Annotated in this window: 18 protein-coding genes; 7 read left to right on the plus strand and 11 right to left on the minus strand. The window is 70.4% G+C overall.

The genetic code is table 11. The features are described from left to right. Positions 1-128 precede the first annotated feature (128 nt). The gene (locus tag ACYVO7_RS16335; protein WP_460450902.1) at positions 129-1,922 is read right to left on the minus strand and encodes an IlvD/Edd family dehydratase; all 1,794 of its coding nucleotides are present in this window, start codon (positions 1,920-1,922) and stop codon (positions 129-131) included. Positions 1,923-2,273: 351 nt separating this feature from the next. On the opposite strand from ACYVO7_RS16335, the gene ACYVO7_RS16340 reads away from it, so the two are divergent. From ACYVO7_RS16340 to ACYVO7_RS16350, 3 genes are all read left to right on the plus strand, one after another. Continuing rightward, complete coding sequence (locus ACYVO7_RS16340) at positions 2,274-3,458, plus strand: pyridoxal phosphate-dependent aminotransferase (protein ID WP_460450862.1); 1,185 nt, start codon at positions 2,274-2,276, stop codon at positions 3,456-3,458. 178 nt (positions 3,459-3,636) lie between these two features. Then, entirely contained in the window at positions 3,637-4,578 is a 942-nt protein-coding gene (locus ACYVO7_RS16345; RefSeq protein WP_460450863.1) for a hypothetical protein, read from the plus strand. A gap of 17 nt (positions 4,579-4,595) precedes the next feature. Further along, the gene (locus ACYVO7_RS16350) at positions 4,596-4,826 is read left to right on the plus strand and encodes an alkylphosphonate utilization protein (RefSeq protein WP_460450864.1); all 231 of its coding nucleotides are present in this window, start codon (positions 4,596-4,598) and stop codon (positions 4,824-4,826) included. 170 nt (positions 4,827-4,996) lie between these two features. On the opposite strand, the gene ACYVO7_RS16355 is transcribed toward ACYVO7_RS16350, so the two are convergent. Genes ACYVO7_RS16355 through eda form a run of 3 tightly spaced genes read right to left on the minus strand, consistent with a single transcriptional unit; the run spans position 4,997 to position 6,452 of the window. Then, positions 4,997-5,560 carry a cysteine hydrolase family protein gene (locus tag ACYVO7_RS16355; protein ID WP_460450865.1) on the minus strand — a complete coding sequence of 188 codons (564 nt, stop codon included), beginning with the start codon at positions 5,558-5,560 and terminating at the stop codon, positions 4,997-4,999. 31 nt (positions 5,561-5,591) lie between these two features. After that, entirely contained in the window at positions 5,592-5,762 is a 171-nt protein-coding gene (locus ACYVO7_RS16360) for a hypothetical protein (RefSeq protein ID WP_460450866.1), read from the minus strand. A gap of 48 nt (positions 5,763-5,810) precedes the next feature. Then, positions 5,811-6,452, minus strand: coding sequence for a bifunctional 4-hydroxy-2-oxoglutarate aldolase/2-dehydro-3-deoxy-phosphogluconate aldolase (eda, locus tag ACYVO7_RS16365; protein ID WP_460450867.1), 642 nt, complete (start codon positions 6,450-6,452; stop codon positions 5,811-5,813). A gap of 144 nt (positions 6,453-6,596) precedes the next feature. On the opposite strand from eda, the gene ACYVO7_RS16370 reads away from it, so the two are divergent. Continuing rightward, the gene (locus tag ACYVO7_RS16370) at positions 6,597-7,340 is read left to right on the plus strand and encodes a fumarylacetoacetate hydrolase family protein (RefSeq protein WP_460450868.1); all 744 of its coding nucleotides are present in this window, start codon (positions 6,597-6,599) and stop codon (positions 7,338-7,340) included. Positions 7,341-7,343: 3 nt separating this feature from the next. Here the strand turns inward: ACYVO7_RS16370 and ACYVO7_RS16375 are convergent, their stop codons facing one another. Next, a complete protein-coding gene (locus ACYVO7_RS16375; RefSeq protein WP_460450869.1) occupies positions 7,344-8,831 on the minus strand; it encodes a UdgX family uracil-DNA binding protein in 1,488 nt (495 codons plus the stop codon). 53 nt (positions 8,832-8,884) lie between these two features. After that, positions 8,885-10,108, minus strand: a complete 1,224-nt coding sequence (locus ACYVO7_RS16380; RefSeq protein ID WP_460450870.1) for a putative DNA modification/repair radical SAM protein — start codon at positions 10,106-10,108, stop codon at positions 8,885-8,887. A 160-nt stretch (positions 10,109-10,268) separates the two neighbouring features. On the opposite strand from ACYVO7_RS16380, the gene ACYVO7_RS16385 reads away from it, so the two are divergent. Then, entirely contained in the window at positions 10,269-10,778 is a 510-nt protein-coding gene (locus ACYVO7_RS16385) for a hypothetical protein (protein WP_460450871.1), read from the plus strand. Between the two features lie 5 nt (positions 10,779-10,783). On the opposite strand, the gene ACYVO7_RS16390 is transcribed toward ACYVO7_RS16385, so the two are convergent. Then, positions 10,784-11,824: a LacI family DNA-binding transcriptional regulator gene (locus tag ACYVO7_RS16390; protein ID WP_460450872.1), complete on the minus strand. Its 1,041-nt coding sequence runs from the start codon at positions 11,822-11,824 to the stop codon at positions 10,784-10,786. 136 nt (positions 11,825-11,960) lie between these two features. On the opposite strand from ACYVO7_RS16390, the gene ACYVO7_RS16395 reads away from it, so the two are divergent. Further along, complete coding sequence (locus tag ACYVO7_RS16395; protein WP_460450873.1) at positions 11,961-12,872, plus strand: NAD(P)-dependent oxidoreductase; 912 nt, start codon at positions 11,961-11,963, stop codon at positions 12,870-12,872. 88 nt (positions 12,873-12,960) lie between these two features. Then, positions 12,961-14,319 (plus strand): oxygen-independent coproporphyrinogen III oxidase, encoded by a 1,359-nt coding sequence (gene hemN / locus ACYVO7_RS16400; RefSeq protein WP_460450874.1) that lies wholly within the window; start codon positions 12,961-12,963, stop codon positions 14,317-14,319. A 5-nt stretch (positions 14,320-14,324) separates the two neighbouring features. Here the strand turns inward: hemN and ACYVO7_RS16405 are convergent, their stop codons facing one another. The 4 genes from ACYVO7_RS16405 to ACYVO7_RS16420 all read right to left on the minus strand — a co-directional run bounded on the left by ACYVO7_RS16405 (position 14,325) and on the right by ACYVO7_RS16420 (position 18,104). Continuing rightward, positions 14,325-15,224 (minus strand): DMT family transporter, encoded by a 900-nt coding sequence (locus tag ACYVO7_RS16405; RefSeq protein ID WP_460450875.1) that lies wholly within the window; start codon positions 15,222-15,224, stop codon positions 14,325-14,327. Between the two features lie 110 nt (positions 15,225-15,334). After that, the gene (locus ACYVO7_RS16410) at positions 15,335-16,096 is read right to left on the minus strand and encodes an ABC transporter ATP-binding protein (protein WP_460450876.1); all 762 of its coding nucleotides are present in this window, start codon (positions 16,094-16,096) and stop codon (positions 15,335-15,337) included. 89 nt (positions 16,097-16,185) lie between these two features. Then, a complete protein-coding gene (locus tag ACYVO7_RS16415) occupies positions 16,186-16,782 on the minus strand; it encodes a GNAT family N-acetyltransferase (protein WP_460450877.1) in 597 nt (198 codons plus the stop codon). 191 nt (positions 16,783-16,973) lie between these two features. Further along, the gene (locus tag ACYVO7_RS16420) at positions 16,974-18,104 is read right to left on the minus strand and encodes a type III PLP-dependent enzyme (protein ID WP_460450878.1); all 1,131 of its coding nucleotides are present in this window, start codon (positions 18,102-18,104) and stop codon (positions 16,974-16,976) included. Positions 18,105-18,148: the final 44 nt, after the last annotated feature.

Genomic DNA, 18,148 nt, shown 5'->3' on the forward strand with positions numbered 1-18,148 from the left:
GTGAGGGTGGCGGGGGAGCCTGACTGTTCGGGGTTTGGAGCGCAGGCGCAACACTTCGCTGCGGTACGACGACCCTCACCCCTGCCCCTCTCCCGCCATGCGGGAGAGGAAGGCGGCGGCCGGCCGCCTCAGTGGTTGTCGCGCGGGACGCCCATGGACTGGGCGACCTTCTGGTACTTCACGGCCGGCTTCAGCACCATGCCGGAGCCGAGCTGGTCCACCATGCCGCGCTGGATCTCCTGCCAGGGGGTCTGGCTGGCGGGAGACTTGTAGCCGCCATGGGCCTGCAGGTCGGCGCGGCGCTGGTTCAGCTCCTCGGCCGAGATGAGGATGTCGGCCGTGCCCTTGCGCAGGTCGATGCGGACGCGGTCGCCGGTCTTCAGGATCGCGAGCCCGCCGCCCGCCGCCGCTTCCGGCGAGGCGTTCAGGATGGACGGGGAGCCCGAGGTGCCGGACTGGCGGCCGTCGCCGATGCAGGGCAGCGCGTGGACGCCCTTCTTGATCAGCGCCGCCGGGGGCTGCATGTTCACGACCTCGGCCGCGCCCGGATAGCCGATGGCCCCGGCGCCGCGCATGAACAGCATGCAGTTCTCGTCGATGTCGAGCGACGGGTCCTCGATGCGGTGGTGGTAGTCCTCCGGCCCGTCGAACACGATGGCGCGGCCCTCGAAGGCCTCGGGGTCGTTCGGGTTCGACAGGTAGCGGTTGCGGAACTCCTCCGAGATCACGCTGGTCTTCATCACGGCGTTGTCGAAGAGGTTGCCCTTCAGCACCACGAAGCCGGCGTTGACCCGCATGGGCTTCTCGATCGGGTAGATCACGTCCGTGTCCTGCACGGTGGTGTTGCGGCAGTTGTCGCCGATGCTCTTGCCGTTCACCGTCAGTGCGTTCTCGTGGATGAGGCCCTTCTTCATGAGCTCGTTCACGACCGCCGGCACGCCGCCGGCGCGGTGATATTCCTCGCCCAGGTAGTAGCCGGCCGGCTGCAGGTTCACGAGCAGCGGCACTTCGAGGCCGATCTTCTGCCAGTCGAACACGTCCAGCTCGACGCCGATGTGCCGCGCGATGGCGTTGATGTGGATGGGCGCGTTGGTGGAGCCTCCGATGGCCGAGTTCACCACGATGGTGTTCTCGAACGCCTCGCGGGTGAGGATGTCGGAGGGCTTCAGGTCCTCCCACACCATCTCGACGATGCGCTTGCCGGTCTCATAGGAGATCTGCCCGCGCTCGCGGTAGGGCGCCGGGATGGCGGCGCAGCCCGGCAGGCTCATGCCCAGCGACTCGGCCAGCGAGTTCATGGTCGAGGCCGTGCCCATGGTGTTGCAGTGGCCGACCGACGGCGCCGACGAGGCCACGATGTCCATGAACTCCTGGTAGTCGATCTCGCCCGTGGCGAGGCGTTCGCGCGACTGCCACACGATGGTGCCGGAGCCGGAGCGCTCGCCCTTCCACCAGCCGTTCAGCATCGGCCCGCCCGAGAGCACGATGGAGGGGATGTTCACGGTGGCGGCCGCCATGATGCAGGCCGGGGTGGTCTTGTCGCAGCCGGTGGTCAGCACGACGCCGTCGAGCGGATAGCCGTAGAGGATCTCGACGAGGCCCAGATAGGCGAGGTTGCGGTCGAGCGACGCGGTCGGGCGCTTGCCGGTCTCCTGGATCGGGTGGACCGGGAATTCGAAGGCCACGCCGCCGGCCGCCGTGATGCCCTCGCGCACGCGCTTGGCGAGGTCGAGGTGGTGGCGGTTGCAGGGCGACAGGTCCGAGCCGGTCTGGGCGATGCCGATGATCGGCTTGCCGGACATCAGCTCCTCGCGGGTGAGGCCGAAATTCAGGTAGCGCTCCAGGTAGAGCGCCGTCATGCCGGGGTTCTCGGGATTGTCGAACCAGAGCTGCGACCGCAGGCGACGCTTGGCGCCTTCCATCACAGATTCTGCCGGCACGTCGTCGGTGGTGACCGACTGGTCATGCTTGGCGGGCGCGCTGGCGCCGTTGCGCGGCTCCTCGTAGAGCGGCGCGCCGCCCGTGCCATTGCCTTTGTGGCCGTTGTCGCCCGCCATTGCGTCTACTCCCATGTGCTCGTGCTTGACCGACGCCGGACGCCGATCGAACCGATTTGATTTCGGCGGCAGCATCGCCCCAAATGCGCACGGAAATCAACGGCGGATGCATGCGGCGGAAGCGCAGGCGCCGTGTGCGCACTGTTGCGCTCGGCGTCGCGGTGATGCATGCACGCGAGGCTCAGCCAAGAAGCGCACCCGGGGGAGACTACGCCGATGACCCTTCACATCACCGACGCCTTCGGGCGGATTGGCGAAGAGAACGCCTTTGCGGTGCTGGCTCGCGCCACCGACCTCGCCGCGCAGGGGCGCGACATCATCAACCTCGGGATCGGCCAGCCGGACTTCCGCACGCCGGAGCACATCGTCGAGGCGGCCATCAAGGCGCTGCGCGACGGGCATCACGGCTACACGCCCGCGACAGGCATCAAGCCGCTGCGGGAGGCGGTCTCGGCCGACCTGCACAAGCGCTTCGGCGTCGACGTCTCGCCGGACTCGGTGCTGATCGTGCCGGGCGGCAAGGTCACGATGTTCATGGCGATCATGATGTTCGGCGAGCCCGGCGCCGAGATCCTTTATCCCGACCCCGGCTTCCCGATCTACCGCTCCATGATCGAGTACACGGGCGCGAAGCCCGTGCCGGTGCCGATGCGCGAGGCCAACGGCTTCGCGTTCTCGGCAGAGGAGACGCTGGGGCTGATCACGCCGCGGACGCGGCTGCTGATCCTCAATTCGCCCGCCAACCCGACCGGCGGCGTGACGCCGAAGGCCGAGATCGACAAGCTCGTGGCGGGCCTCGCCCGCTTCCCCGACGTGGCGATCATGTCGGACGAGATCTACGCCCAGATGACCTATGACGGGCTGGAGCACCAGACGCTGCTGGCCTATCCGGAGATCCGCGACCGGCTGATCCTCCTTGACGGCTGGTCCAAGACCTACGCGATGACCGGCTGGCGCATGGGCTACTCGGTGTGGCCGAAGCCGCTCTATGACGCGGCCCGCAAGCTCGCGGTGAACTCCTATTCCTGCGTCAACGCCTCGGCCCAGTTCGCCGGGCTCGCGGCGCTGACCGGACCGCAGGACGCCGTCCACGCCATGGTGGCCGAGTTCGACCGCCGCCGTCGCGTGGTCGTGGAGGGGCTCAACGCCCTGCCGGGCGTCTCGGCCGTGACGCCGAAGGGCGCCTTCTACGCCTTCCCGAACATCTCCCAGACCGGCTGGAAGGCGAAGCCGCTCGCCTCCGCGCTGCTCGAGAAGGCCGGCGTGGCCACCATTGGTGGGCCTGACTTCGGCGTGCATGGCGAGGGCTATATCCGCCTCAGCTACGCCAACTCGACCGAGAACATCCAGCGCGCGCTGGTCCGAATGGGCGAGTTCCTGGAGCAGAACAAGCCGGCCTGAGCGCGCGCGACTCTCTCCCGCGCAGCGGGGAAGATGTCGGCGCAGCCGACTGAGGGGGCGCCGGGGAAGGGCTCCCCATCAGAGCGGCGCTCAACCACCCCCTCCCTGCCCTCCCCCGCCACGCGGGAGAGGGTTCCGCTCTCGACCACCCGCTCGCCCGCCACCATCCCGGATCGCCATGCGCTTCACCATTTCGCTGCTCTTCCCTGCCGCCCTCGGGCTGCTGGCCTGCGCGCCGGCCTTGGCCGAGCAGCCGCTCGCCGTGGAGGTGCGCAACAAGTCCGTCCCGACGCTCTGCGCCGAGGACGACAACGTCTATCTGACCTTCCAGAACCCCAAGGTGCGCCACTTCCGCGTGGAAGCGCGGGCGCCCGCCGTCCTCGGCTCGATCGTGCAGGACAGCCGCGCGCCGGACTTCACCAACTGCACCATCAAGGACCAGCCGCCCGGGCCGGAGGACAAGGTCGAGAAGATCGTCCTGTTCGAGGACGACTCCATGCAGCTCGTCGGCTACCGGCACTCGGAATTCTGGCGCAAGGGCGACGTGCCGGTGCGGGTCGGCGATCGGGAGGAGAAGGCGATCTACCTGCTCCAGCTCTTCAGCAAGACGGAGCGCGGGCCCTATGAGCATCTCGTGCTCTACCCGCTCGACGGCTACTGGCGCCTGCGTCCGCTGCCGCCCGCGCGGCTCGACGAGGTGGCGTACGGCACCTCCGTGCTGATCGGCCAGATCGACGAGAAGGAGCGCCCCTATGTGGCGATCCAGTCTATCCGGTTCACGCCGAAGTCCAAGACCTTCGACCTGACCTTCCCGCAGGGCGGCATGGCCTCCGTGCGGGTCGCGAGCCTGACCGAACAGGTGACCGCCGTCGAGGTGACGCTGGAAAACCCGGTGAAGCGCAAGCCTTTCGCGGCGGTGCGCTCCATGTATGTGGCGGACGTCAACGCCGACTCGTCGCAGGTCGCCTGGCGCGCGCCTCGCGACAAGGGCTGGCGGCAAAAGCCCGTCATGGAGTTCCGCTCGGGGCGGGCGCATGACTTCTGGCTTGGCCGGGCCATCGCGTCGAAGCACAACACCAGCGCGCCCGACACCGCGCTGTTCGATTTCCAGCCTGAGTGATTCGCGGGGGCGAACCCATGAGCGACGACGACGTGATCGTGAAGGACTGCAACGGCGCGCGCCTGCAAAACGGCGACACCGTGCACGTCATCAAGGACCTGAAGGTGAAAGGCACGTCCTCCACCATCAAGCAGGGCGTGAAGGTGAAGGGCATCCGCCTCACCGACGACCCCGAGCACATCGAGTGCCGCGTCGACAACATCAAGGGCCTGATGCTGAAAACCTGTTTCCTGAAGAAGGTGAACTAGGCTCCACCCTCGCCGTCATCCCCGGCGGCGCGCAGCGCCGGGAAGGGGATCCAGGCGACTTGGCGAGGTATTCGGCTTCTTCGCGGGGTCGAGCCGTTTTTGCGCAGCGTTGCTGCGTTGGCTCCTGGATCCCCTTCCCGACCTGCTGCGCAGGTCGCCGGGGATGACCGCTATGGCAGCGCCGCCAGGATCTCGCCCGTCCGCGCCACGGTCGCGAACTCCGCCGCCAGGGTGGCGAGGTGCACGGCCTGGACGGTCTCGGCCGGGATGATCGCGCCGTCGAGGCCCGGCATGTCGAAGCATGCGCAGGCGTCGGCGGCCACGACCATGGGCCAGCCCATGTTCGCGCCCACGCGGACCGTGGTCGAAACGCACTGGTCGGTGGTGATGCCGAACGCGACCACATGCGTCGCGCCCAGCCGCCGCAGGCGCAGGTCGAGATCCGTGCCGATGAAGCTCGCGTTGACGCTCTTGGTCACCAGCGCCTCGTCGCCCTGCGGGCCGAAGCCGGGCCGGAAGGCGTTGCCGGGCGCATCTGGCCGCAGCCTGGAGCCGGGCTCCACCGAGTCATGTCGCACATGGATGATCGGCATGCCGCGCGCCCGCCACGCCGCCAGCAGAGCGAGGCCGTTGCGGTCGCAGTCCGGGTTGCAGCGGGGAGGAAAGGCCGGATCGTCGAAGGCCTGCTGCATGTCGATGGGCAGCAGGACGGTGGCGGGAGGCAGCGTCAGCATGGCCCAGCGTTAGCCGCGTGTGCGAGCAGGATCAATCCCCGCCATCGCCGCCGCCCCCGCCGCCGCCCCCGCCGTCGGACCATCCGTCAGAATCGGCGGTGGAGCCATCGCCGCCGCGTCCGAACTGGCCGCGTTTGCGCCAGTGCATCCAAAGCGTCAGCAGAGTGGGCGTGGCGATGGCCAGAAAGAACAGCGCGACCATGCTCAGGCTCAGCATTGCGCGCCTGGGGAGTCTTGCTGGTCCCGCCGCTCAGCCGCGCAGCGCCGCGGCGGCGCGCGACAGGCGCGTGATCGTGGCCCAGTCGCCCGCCTTCACGGCGGCGGCGGGGGCGATCCAGGAGCCGCCCACGCAGACCACGTTGGGGAGCGCCAGATAGGCCTTCGCCTTCTCGGCGTCGACGCCGCCGGTGGGGCAGAACAGCAGATGCGGCAGCGGCGCGCCGAGCGCCTTCAGGAAGGCCGCGCCGCCGGCGGGCTCGGCCGGGAAGAACTTCATCACGTGGTGGCCCATCTCGGCCAGGCGCATCGCCTCGCTCGCCGTGGATGCTCCGGGCAGCAGCGGCGCGGGCCCCTGGGCGGCGGCGGCCGAGAGCGCCTCCGTGCAGCCGGGGCTGACCAGGAAGCGCGCGCCGGCGGAGGTCGCCTCCTTGACCTGAGACGCCGAGAGCACGGTGCCGGCGCCCACGATCGCGCCCGGCACGTGCCGGGCGATCGCCTCCATGGCCTCCAGGGCGCCGTCGGTCCGCAACGTGATCTCCAGCGCCGGCAGCCCGCCGGCCACCAGCGCCTGCGCCAGCGGGACCGCCGCGTGCGGGTCGTCGATGGTCAGGACGGGCACCACGGGAGCGCGCCGCAGGATCGCGAGAAGTTCCGATTGGCGGGCGTCGGTCATGGTCGTTCTCCTGTCGGCGCGTGAGGATCGGGCGAGGGCGGCGCTGGTCGAGCAGGGCTGCGGAGAGGCGCGCAGGCGGCTTGGCGCAGGCGGCCCTTTATGCCATGCGTGGGTCGTTCAAACGATTATTGTGGAGAATGGATGATGTCCATCGAACTTGCCGCCGCGCTGGCCGATCGCTACCGCACGAAGACCCGCATGGCGACCCCCGCCGCAGCCCAGTCGCTCGACCGGGCCGGCGCGTTCGCCACGCAGGCGGCGGTGGCCGAGGCCATCGGCGTCGGAGTGGGCGGATGGAAGGTGGCGATGCCGGACGGGGTCTCCACGGCCGCCCCGATGTTCGACGACGTGATCCTGGCCGGCGGCGCGCGCTGGCGGCTTCCCGAGGGAGGCGCGATCGTCGAGATCGAGCTCGGCGTGCGCCTCACGCGCGATCTGCCGCCGCGTCCGGGCCAGCCCTATACGCGTGAGGAGATCGGCGCCGCCGTCGGGAACGCCATGGTCGGCGTGGAGCTGATCGCCAGCCGCTTCGACGACATGCCGCCGCCCAAGCACGCCAACGCCTGGCTGGCCGACAACATGGGCAACGCCGCCTATGTCACCGGGGACGAGAAGCCTCTCTCGTCGATCGGCGACCCGGCGACGCTTCGCTGCCGCTACTGGGCGGACGGCGAGCTGAAGCAGGACTTCGTCGGGGGCCACCCGGCCGGCGACCCGCTGATGTGGATCCTGTCCTGGGCCAACGCGCAGGAGGACAGGCTGGGCGGCCTGAAGGCCGGGCAGGTCGTGACGACCGGCAGCCTCACCATTCCGGCGCTGTTCGAGAAGCCGACCCGCATCGAGGCCGAACTCGACCGGATCGGGCGGGTGTCGGTGGAGCTGGCCTGACGATCAGGCCGGCGGCGATCCTTCGCCAGGGTCGTCCTGCGTCAGCAGCCCGGCCGCCGTCCTGAGGTCGGCGACGAGCGCGCCGAAGGCGGCCCGCTTCTCGTCCTCGGTCTGGAGCCGCAGGATGTAGGACGGATGCGTGGCGATCACGCCCCAGCGTCCGTCCCCCAGCCGGAAAGGGCGGCCGCGCTCGCGCGTGACCGCGACGGAGCGGCCCAGCACCGCCTGCGCGGCGGAGGCGCCGAGCAGGACCACCACGGCCGGGTCCACGGCGGCGAGCTCGCGCTCCAGCCAGGGCAGGCAGGCGTGGATCTCGCCCGCCGAAGGGCGCTTGTGGATGCGCCGCTTGCCGCGCGGCTCGAATTTGAAGTGCTTCACGGCGTTGGTCACATAGGCGCGGTCCCGGCCCACGCCGGCCTCCGCCAGCGCCCGGTCGAAGACCTGCCCGGCCGGCCCCACGAAAGGCCGCCCGGCGATGTCCTCCAGGTCGCCCGGCTGTTCGCCGATCACCATCAGCCGCGCGTCGGCCGGGCCCTCGCCCGGCACCGTCTGGGTCGCGTGCTCCCAGAGCGGGCAGGCGCGGCAGCCGCGGGCCGCCGCCGCAATCGCCGGCAGGTCGGCCGGCGGGTCCTCGTCCGGCGCCCCGGCGTCAGGGGCGGGGGGCGGCTCCGCGCCGCGGCGCTGCACCGGCCAGGTCGGGGCGGCCTCGATCATGGCGGCGGTGCGGGCCGGCGCGGTCGCCACGAGGTCGTGGATGAGCGCGGCCTCGGGCAGGTTCTTCCAGAAGCGCTTGGGCATCTCGGCCCGCATCGCGTCGGTGTTGAGGCGCGCCGGATTGAAGATGCTGGCGTAATAGGAGCGCCAGAGCTCCTCCAGCGGGTCGCCCTCCGGGGCGTCCCGTTGCGCCGCTCCCGGGCCGAACAGCACCTCCGCGCCCGTCCAGTGGGCCGACCGCTCGGGCGTGAGGATCGTCCAGCGCAGGCTGGCGAAGCGCTTGACGAAGAACGGCGCGGCCGCCTCGACGATGTGGTGATCCGGCTCGTACCAGGCCACGAAGGCGTCGCCGTCCGGGCCCGGAACGTCCCGGAAGCGCACGAAGGCGTGCATCTTGTGGATGTCGCGCTTCACCGCCTTGGCGAGATCGGCGAGGCGCATGACGTCCGGGTCGGAGGCGACGGAGAGCAGGCGCGGTTCGTCCGCCATGCGCCAGAGGAGCTGGTAGATGAGGCGGAAGCGCCCGGGCTCGCGGTGGAGCGCCGCCGCGCCGGCCGCCTCCAGGAAGGCGCGGGACACGCGAGGCGCGGTCCGCGGGGCAGCGCCAGGCTCGGGCTCCCGTCCGGGCGGGGAGGGCGCGGCCTCGGCCGCGGCGAAGAGATCGTCGGGCCGTCCGCCCGTGTCCCAGACGACGTCCTGAGGGGGGACGCCGTCGCGCAGCAGAAGCCGGGCGGCGTCGCGGAAGCCGGCGAAATCGGCGTCGCCCGCCAGGCGCACGCGCCTTCCGCGCGGCGCCCCGGAGGGAGGATAAGGGAGCTGGTCCATGCGCCTCAGGCGGCCGCGAACAGGTCCAGCTGGCGCGCCGCGTTCGGCCTGAGCCAGCTCTTCAGGTCGGCGCGGTCCAGGAGATTCGTCGGCCGGTGGTCGGGCAGCACCAGGAAGGGCGAGACCTTGCGCAGCGACACCTTCAGGCGCGCCAGGTCGTCGGTGCGCAGGCTGCGCACGCGGCGGGACGAGAGGATGCGGTCCACCGTCCGCACGCCCAGCCCCGGCACGCGAAGCAGCTCCTCGCGGCTGGCGAGGTTGACGTCGAGCGGGAAGCGCTCGCGATGCTTGAGCGCCCAGGCGAGCTTCGGGTCCATGTCGAGCGACAGCATGCCGTCCTCGCCCCCGGCCACGATCTCGCCCACGGCGAAGCCGTAATAGCGCATCAGCCAGTCGGCCTGGTACAGCCGGTTCTCGCGCACGAGCGGGGCGGGCTTCAGCGGCAGCGCCTTGCTGGAATCCGGGATGGGGCTGAAGGCCGAGTAATAGACGCGCCGCAGCCGATAGCCGCTGTAGAGAGACGCGCTGGTCTGCAGGATGTGCGAATCATCCGCGTCGTCCGCGCCGACGATCATCTGCGTCGACTGGCCGGCCGGCGCGAAGCTGCGGCCATGAGCGCGCGGCGCCTCCTCGATGGAGCCGCGCAGCTGGCCCATGGAGCGTCGGATCGCGCCCATCTCCTTGCGCGGCGCCAGCCGCTCGAGGCTCTCGGGCTTGGGCAGCTCGATATTGACGCTCAGGCGGTCGGCCCAGCGCCCGGCCTCCTCGATCAGGCGGGGATCGGCGTTGGGGATCACCTTCAGGTGGATGTAGCCGCGAAAACCGTGCTCCTCGCGCAGCGTCCGGGCCACCCGCACCAGCTCCTCCATGGTGTAATCGGAGCTCTTGATGATGCCCGACGACAGGAACAGGCCCTCGATATAGTTGCGCTTGTAGAAGTTCAGCGTCAGCCGGACCACCTCCTCCACGCTGAACCGCGCCCGGCGGACATGGCTGGACGACCGGTTGATGCAGTAGAGGCAGTCATAGATGCAGGCGTTGGTGAGCAGGATCTTCAGCAGCGAGACGCAGCGCCCGTCCGGCGTGTAGCTGTGGCAGATTCCGGCTCCGCCGGACGACCCGATGCCCTTGCGGTCGAGCGAGTCGCGTTTCGTCCCCCCGCTCGACGCGCAGGAGGCGTCGTATTTGGCGGCGTCAGCGAGGATCTCGAGCTTGCTTTTCAGGTCCATGCCGGTGTCCGCCGCCTCCTCTGAAGATGGACGGTTACGATAGATCGTTCGATCTTTGTTCTCAAGCCGCGATGCGCGCCGGCCGTGCGACAGAGGGTCACTGCCCGTCGATTCCAGCGTCGGACCGCGTTGGACGACATCGCCACCATGGAGACCGCGCATGAGCAAGACGGCGGAGAAAACCAACCCCAAGCTGTGGGACAAGGTGAAGACGGCGGTGCAGAAGGGCGACAAGGGCGGCAAGCCCGGCCAGTGGTCCGCCCGCAAGGCCCAGATGGCCGTCCAGGAGTACAAGCACGAAGGCGGCGGCTATCGCGGCAAGAAGACGGCCGACAACCACCTCGTGGAGTGGACCCGGGAGGAGTGGGGCACGAAGTCCGGCCACAAGAGCGGCGAGACGGGGGAGCGCTACCTGCCCAAGGAGGCGCGGGAGCATCTCAGCGACGCCGACTACAAGCGGACCACCCGCAAAAAGCGTGCGGATTCGCGCAAGGGCCGCCAGTTCTCCCGGCAGCCGGCCGACATCGCCAAGAAGACGGCGGCGCATCGCCACGACGGCGCCGAGCGCGCCACCAAGGCGGCCCTCTACGCCGAAGCGCGCCGGCGCGACGTCCCGGGGCGCTCGCGCATGAGCCGCGACCAGCTCGCCCACGCGCTTGGACGCGAATAGGCCGATCAGATCCGCACGGTCGACGCCCGGACCACGAGCTCGGGCTTGATCAGGAAACGCCGCGGCGGCAGCTCGGGATGCTCGATGCGCTCCATCAGCATCTCGGCCGCCCGGCGGCCCATCTCGGCGTGGTGGTTGCGCACGGTGGTGAGCGCCGGATACCACTGGGCCGCTTCCTGCACGTCGTCGCAGCCCACGATGGAGAAGTCGACGCCGGCCTCCCGTCCCCGGTGGCGCAGGCCCAGAAGCGCGCCGAAGGCGGTCAGGTCGTTGAAGCAGAAGGCCGCCGTGGGCGGCTGCGGCAGGTCCAGCACCGTCTGGACGCCCGCGAGGCCGGTTCGCCGCGTGCCGAAATCCTTGTAGATCAGGGCCGGGTCGATCGGCAGGCCGTGGCGCTTCAAGGCGGCCTCGTAGCCGCGGTGCCGGGCGCGGCCGGTCGAGGTGCCGTCATTGCCGCCGATCATGGCGATGCGGGTGTGGCCGTAGGACACGAGGTGGTCGATGGCGAGCTGCACGCCGTAGACGTCGTCCGACCCGACGAAATCCAGCCCGACCCCCTCGATCTCGCGGGAGATCTGCACCACCGGGATGCGGGCCGCCGTCAGATGCGCGAGGCTCTCCACGGTGGCGCCGCCGGCCGGGCACAGGATCATGCCGTCCGGGCGATACTCCTTCAGGGTGCCGAGCACGCGCTCCTGGCGCTCCAGGCTCTCCGCGTAGGTCCCGAGCAGGATGGTGCGCCCCGCCTCGGCGGCTGTCTCCTCGACGGCGACGAGCATCTCGGCGAAATAAGGGTTGGTGATGTCGTGGAAGCCCACGGCGATCATGTTGGTGCGGGCGGTGCGCAGGCTCGCGGCGCTGCGGTTGTAGATATAGCCCATTTCGCGGGCGAGGGTCTGGACGCGGCTCTTGGTGGCGTCCGCCACCACGGGGCTGTCGCGCAGAGCGAGCGAAACGGTCGCGGTGGAGACCTCCAGCCGTTCGGCGATGACCTGAAGCGTCACACGGCCCCGTTCGCCCCGGCTCGCGACGTCCTCGATGCTCATGCGTTTCGGCTTCCTGTTTCCCCTCCGGGCTCGCATGATGGCGGCCCGCCGGCCCCGCCCGTCCCTTTTCGCGCGGCGCGCCGCGCGCAGGATGGTTCAGACCAGAATACGAGCACAAGACTTGGGAGTGCGCACAGTGTCAACGGATCGCGAGCGTATCGGCTTCATCGGGGTGGGCCTGATGGGCCATGGGATGGCCAAGAACATCGTCGAGAAAGGCTATCCGCTCACCGTCATGGGCCACCGCAACCGGAAGCCGGTCGAAGACCTGCTCGGCCGCGGCGCGCGGGAGGCGAAGACCCCGCGCGAACTGGCGCAGGCCTCCACGATCGTCTTCCTGTGCGTGACGGGGTCGCGCGAGGTGGAGAGCCTGGTGCGCGGCAAGGATGGGCTGATGGAAGGCCTCGCCAAGGGCTCCGTCGTGGTCGACTGCTCCACCTCGGATCCGAATTCGACCGTGGCGCTCGCCGCCGCGCTCGAGGCCGCGGGCGTCACGCTCGTCGACGCGCCGCTGTCGCGCACCCCCAAGGAGGCCTGGGAGGGAACGCTCGACACCATGGTGGGGGCGAGCCCGGAGGTGTTCGCGCGGCTCAAGCCCGTGCTGGACACGTGGGCCGGGCGCGTCATCCATATCGGCGGCACGGCCGACGGGCACCGCATGAAGCTCCTCAACAACTTCATCGCCATGGGCTATGCGGCGCTCTACTCGGAGGCGCTCACGCTGGCCCAGAAGGTCGGGATCACGCCGGAGCGTTTCGACAGCGTCGTGCGCGGCGGGCGCATGGACTGCGGCTTCTACCAGACCTTCATGCGCTGGACGCTGGAGGGCGACCGCGACGCCCACAAGTTCACGCTCAGCAACGCGTTCAAGGACATGCGCTACCTGGAGTCCATGGCGGACGCCGCAGGCCTCGCCAACCCGGTCGGCAACGCGGTCAAGAACGCCTATGCGCTGCCGGTCGCGGCCGGCCAGGGCGACGACTACGTGCCCATGCTGGCCACCTATGTGGCCAGCCTCAACGGGACGTCCCTGCCGCAAAAGGGCTGATCTCCTGTTGGAAACGTTGATCGGGATCAACGAGCGGCGGCGCGGCGCCTGACACAAGGGGACCGTCAGGCCTCCAACCGGTGACGCCATGTCTCCCGCCGCGCTCTCTCCCTCGCTGATCCTCGCCGAACGCTCGGCGCCCCGCTACACGAGCTATCCGACCGCGCCGCACTTCTCGGGCGCGGTCGACGCCGGCGTGGCGCGCCATTGGCTGGGCGAACTCCCTGCGTCGGCCAGCCTCTCGGTCTACCTGCACGTGCCCTACTGCACGGCCATCTGCACCTATTGCGGCTGCAACACAAAGGCCGTGCGCCGGTCCGATCCGCTGGACGCCTATACGGAGACGCTGCTGGACGAGATCGGCCTGGTCTCGGCCGCGACGCCCGCCCGCCGGGTGACGCACATCCATTGGGGCGGCGGAACGCCCAGCCTGCTCGGCCCGGACCGGCTGCTGCGCGTCGCCGAGAGGCTCGGCGCGAGGTTCGACCTCTCCGCCGTCGCCGAGCACGCCATCGAGCTCGATCCGCGCACCGTCGACGCGGCGCTGGCGACCGGGCTCGCCCGCATGGGCGTCAACCGCGCCAGCCTCGGCGTGCAGGACCTCAACGCCCATGTGCAGGCGGCCATCGGCCGCATGCAGTCGCTCGAGGTGGTGTCGCGTTGCGTGGCGCATCTGCGCGCCGTCGGAATCGACGCGATCAATTTCGACCTGATGTACGGTCTGCCCAAGCAGAGCGTCGAGGACGTGATCCGCTCCGCCTCGCTGTCCGCCGACCTTTCGCCGAGCCGCTTCGCGATCTTCGGCTATGCGCATGTGCCGTGGTTCAAGACGCATCAGCGGCTCATCGACCAGGCGTCCCTGCCGGGGGCGGCCGAGCGGCTGCAGCAGTCGGAGGCGGCGCGCGCCGCCCTGCAGGAGCGCGGCTACGAGGCCATCGGGCTCGATCATTTCGCGCGTCCGGACGATCCGATGGCGGTCGCCGCCCGGGAGGGGACGCTGAAGCGCAACTTCCAGGGCTACACGACCGATCGCGCCGACGCCCTGCTGGGGCTCGGGGCCTCCTCCATCGGGCGGCTGCCGAAGGGCTTCATGCAGAACGCCCCCGACGTGGGCGGCTGGCGCAAGGCCGTCGAGGCGGGCTCCATCCCGGTCACGCGCGGCGTTGCGCTCTCGGTCGACGACCATGTGCGCTCCGACGTGATCGAGCGGCTGATGTGCGGCTTTGCGGTGGATTTCGGCGCGGCGGCCGAGGCGGCCTATGGCCATTCCGAGGCGCTGGACGACGCCATCCCGCATCTCCGGACGCTGGACCGCGACGGCGTGGTGCGGGTCGAGGGCCGGACCGTGACGATGACGCCGGAGGGACGTCCGTTCATGCGCCTGGCGGCGTCCGCCTTCGACGCCTATCTGCGGGCCGGCGCGGCGCGGCACTCGGCGGCGGTCTGACGGCGTCAGGCCCGCTCGCCGCCGCGCTCGCGCAGCAGGAGATAGAGCCCGGAGCCCACAACGATGAGGGCGCCCAGCACGGTGTAGCGGTCGGGAACGTCGCCGAAGACCACGTAGCCGAGCGCGATCATCCAGAGCAGCTGCGTGTAGATGAAGGGCGACAGCACCGCCGCGGGCGCACGCTGGTGGGCCAGGATCAGCAGGAAGTGGCCGAACCCGCCGAAGACGCCGGTCATGCCCATGCCGACCCAGATCCACGCGTTGGCCGGCCATTCCCAGAACAGCGTCAGCAGCGGCGTGAGGATGACGACGCCCGCCAGCCCCGAGTAGAACAGCGTGGTCTGGGGCGGGTCGAAGAAGGCCAGCTTGCGGGTGGAGATGTTGTAGAGCGCGTAGCAGAGCATGCCGGCCATCGACACTAGGGCGGCCGGATGCATGCCGAGCCCCGGGCGCGCGACGACCAGCACGCCGACGAAGCCGATCACGATCGCCACCATCCGGTGGGGGCTGATCGCCTCGCCCAGCAGGGGCTTGGCCAGCAGCGCCACCAGCAGCGGCGTCGCGAAGGAGATCGAGACCGTCTGGGCGAGCTGCAGATAGTGCAGGGCGAAGAAGTTCGTCGCCGTGGAGGCGAAGAGCAGCAGCGAGCGGGCCGCCTGGAGGCCGGGGCGGGTGGTCCGGCCCACGCCCGGCCGCGTCAGCGGGTTCAGGACGGCGGCGACGAGCAGCACGTTCGAGATGTACCGCGCCCAGGTCGTCTGCAGCGACGGAATGGACTGGTTCAGCCACTTGGCGGTGGCGTCGAGCATCGAGAAGCAGACGAAGGCGCAGCAGATCAGCAGGATGCCGATCAGCCGATCGCGCGCGGCGTCCTTGGTCGCTCTCGGGGGAATGACGTCCTTCATCGATGGATGGCCCGCGCCCGGGCCGTCTCGCCCGGCGCGAACTCTAGGGCATGGCGGCGGCGCTTCGTACTCTCCCCCGGCATGGCGCCCCTGCGCCCAGGGCCGCCGGCTCAGCCCGATGCGGTGGCGCCGGCCTCCAGCGCCGCCGAGGCCTGCGCGCAGATCGCCAGATAGGCGGGATCCCGCCGCAGCGCGGGCGTACGCTCCGGGGCCAGCGCGACGGCGATCTCGCGGGCGACCCGGCCGGGCCTCGGGCTCATGACGCAAAGCCGCGTCGACAGGTACACGCTCTCATAGATCGAGTGGGTGACGAACACGGTCGTGCAGCCGATCTGGCGGGTGAGGGCGATGAGGTCGTCGTTCAACCGGAAACGGGTGATCTCGTCCAGCGCCGCGAAGGGCTCGTCCATCAGCAGCAGCTGCGGCCGCGTCACCAGCGCGCGGGCGATGGCGACGCGCATGCGCATGCCGCCCGAGAGCTCCTGGGGCAGGGCGTCGGCGAAGTCTCCGACGCCGACCAGATCCAGGAGCTCGCGCACGCGCGCCGCCGCCTCGCGCCGCGATTCGCCGGCGATGCGCAGCGGCAGCCAGACATTGTCCGCCGCAGAGGCCCATGGCATCAGCGTCGGATCCTGGAACACGAAGGAGACAGCGCCCGCGGCCTTGGCCAGCGCCGCGCGCTCGACCGTTCCGCTCGTCGGCTCCTCGAGGCCCGCGACGATGCGAAGGGCGGTGGTCTTGCCGCAGCCCGACGGGCCGAGCAGCGCCAGGAACTCGCCGGCGCGCACATCGAGGTCGAGGCCGGACAGGGCCTCGGTTCCGCCGTCGAAGATCTTTCCCACGCCCTTCAGGCGCACCAGAGAAGCGCTCACGGCCCAGCCATAGCGGCCGCAGCCCGGCCCGTCACGCGACGAAGCCGCGGGGCGGGCCCGCGGCTTCCCCATCAAACCCAGGGCCGGCCTCAGGCCGCCCTGCGCGCCTGCGCGTCGTCATGGGCGAAGGCGGCCGCGACCAGCGCGCCCAGGTCCGGCGTCGGGGCGCGTTCGCCCGTCGGGCTGACCAGTCCGCGCGCGCCCGTCAGCGCGCCGGGAACGAGCTCCAGCCCCAGGAAGCGCTCGCGCTCCACCGGCCCCGGCAGCCAGAGGCCCTGGGTCAGGGCGGCCGAGAAGCCGAACCGCTCGTAATAAGGCGCGTCGCCGACCAGCAGCACGGCGCCGCGACCGGCCGCCGCCGAGAGGCTCAGGGCGGCGCGCATCAGCTTGCCGCCGAGGCCTTCGGAGCGCGCGCCCGGGTCGACGGCGAGCGGGCCCAGCATCAGGGCCGAGCGGCCGGGACCCGCGCTGACGTTCCACAGCCGCACCGTGCCGACGAGCCGGCCGCCGCGATGGGCCGCCAGGGCCAGCGCCGGCAGGCGGCCTTCGCGCAGGCGCTCGCAGGTCTTCGCGTGACGCGCGGGCCCGAAGGCGGCGTCGAGCAGCTCCTCGCGGGCGTCGACATCGGCGGGGGTCTCGGGGCGGATGGTCAGGCCCGTGAGGGCGGCGTCGGTGAGGTGGATCATGGCCGTGCTCCTTCCCCGCCCGGCGCGCGGCCGGAACGGATCGAATCCAGATCGAGGGTTCGTGGGGAAGCTGGGCCCGCCGTTCCGTCTGGAACGTCGCGGACCCGAGACGCGGGCGCGGGAGAGTGCGCGCCGAGGCCTGGGATCTCCCCAGGCCAGCCGTGGCCGCCGGCTTTGGGCCGGCGGCGGGCTCAGATCACGTAGGATCGGAGCGGAGGGAAGCCGTTGAACGCGACGGCCGAGTAGGTGGTCGTATAGGCGCCCGCGCCTTCGATCAGCACCTTGTCGCCGATCGAGAGGCTCACCGGGAGCATGTACGGCTCCTTCTCGTACATCACGTCGGCCGAGTCGCAGGTCGGGCCGGCGAGCACGCAGGGCGCCATCTCGTCCCCGTCGTGACGGGTGCGGATGGGGTAGCGGATCGACTCGTCCATCGTCTCGGCGAGGCCGCCGAACTTGCCGATGTCGAGATAGACCCAGCGCACGTCGTCGTCTTCCGACTTCTTGGAGATCAGCACGACCTCGGACTCGATCAGGCCGGCGTTGCCGACCATGCCGCGACCGGGCTCGATGATGGTCTCCGGAAGGCGGTTGCCGAAGTGCTTCGACAGCGCCCGGAAGATCGAGTCGCCGTAGCGCTCCACGCCCGGAACCTCCTTCAGGTACTTCGTCGGGAAGCCCCCGCCGAGATTGACCATCGAGAGGCTCATGCCCCGCGCGGCGCATTCGCGGAAGATCTCCGCGGAGGACGCGAGGGCCTGGTCCCAGGCTTCGGTGTTGCGCTGCTGCGAACCGACGTGGAAGGAGACGCCGTAAGCCTCCAGCCCGTTGCGGTGCGCATGCTCCAGCACGTCCGCGGCCATCTCGGGCACGCAGCCGAACTTGCGCGAGAGCGGCCACTCGGCCCCGGCGCCGTCGCACAGGATGCGGCAGAACACCTTGGAGTCGGGCGCGGCGCGCACGATCTTGTCCACCTCGGCGACGCAGTCGACCGCGAAGAGGCGGATGCCGAGCGCATAGGCGCGCGCGATGTCCCGCTCCTTCTTGATCGTGTTGCCGAACGAGATGCGGTCGGCCGTCGCGCCGGCCGCGAGCGCCATCTCGATCTCGGCGACCGAGGCGGTGTCGAAGCAGGAGCCGAGCGTGGCCAGGAGGTGCAGCACCTCCGGCGACGGGTTCGCCTTCACGGCGTAGAACACGCGCGTGTCCGGCAGCGCCCGGGCGAAGGCGTTGTAGTTGTCGCGCACGACGTCCAGGTCCAGCACCATGCAGGGACCGTCGTCGCGGCGCGTACGAAGGAAGTCACGGATGCGTGCAGTCATGGCACGAATCTCCCCAAGGTCTGCCGAACGCCGGTCAGGCGCTC

This window comes from Alsobacter sp. SYSU BS001988, from assembly GCF_054796215.1.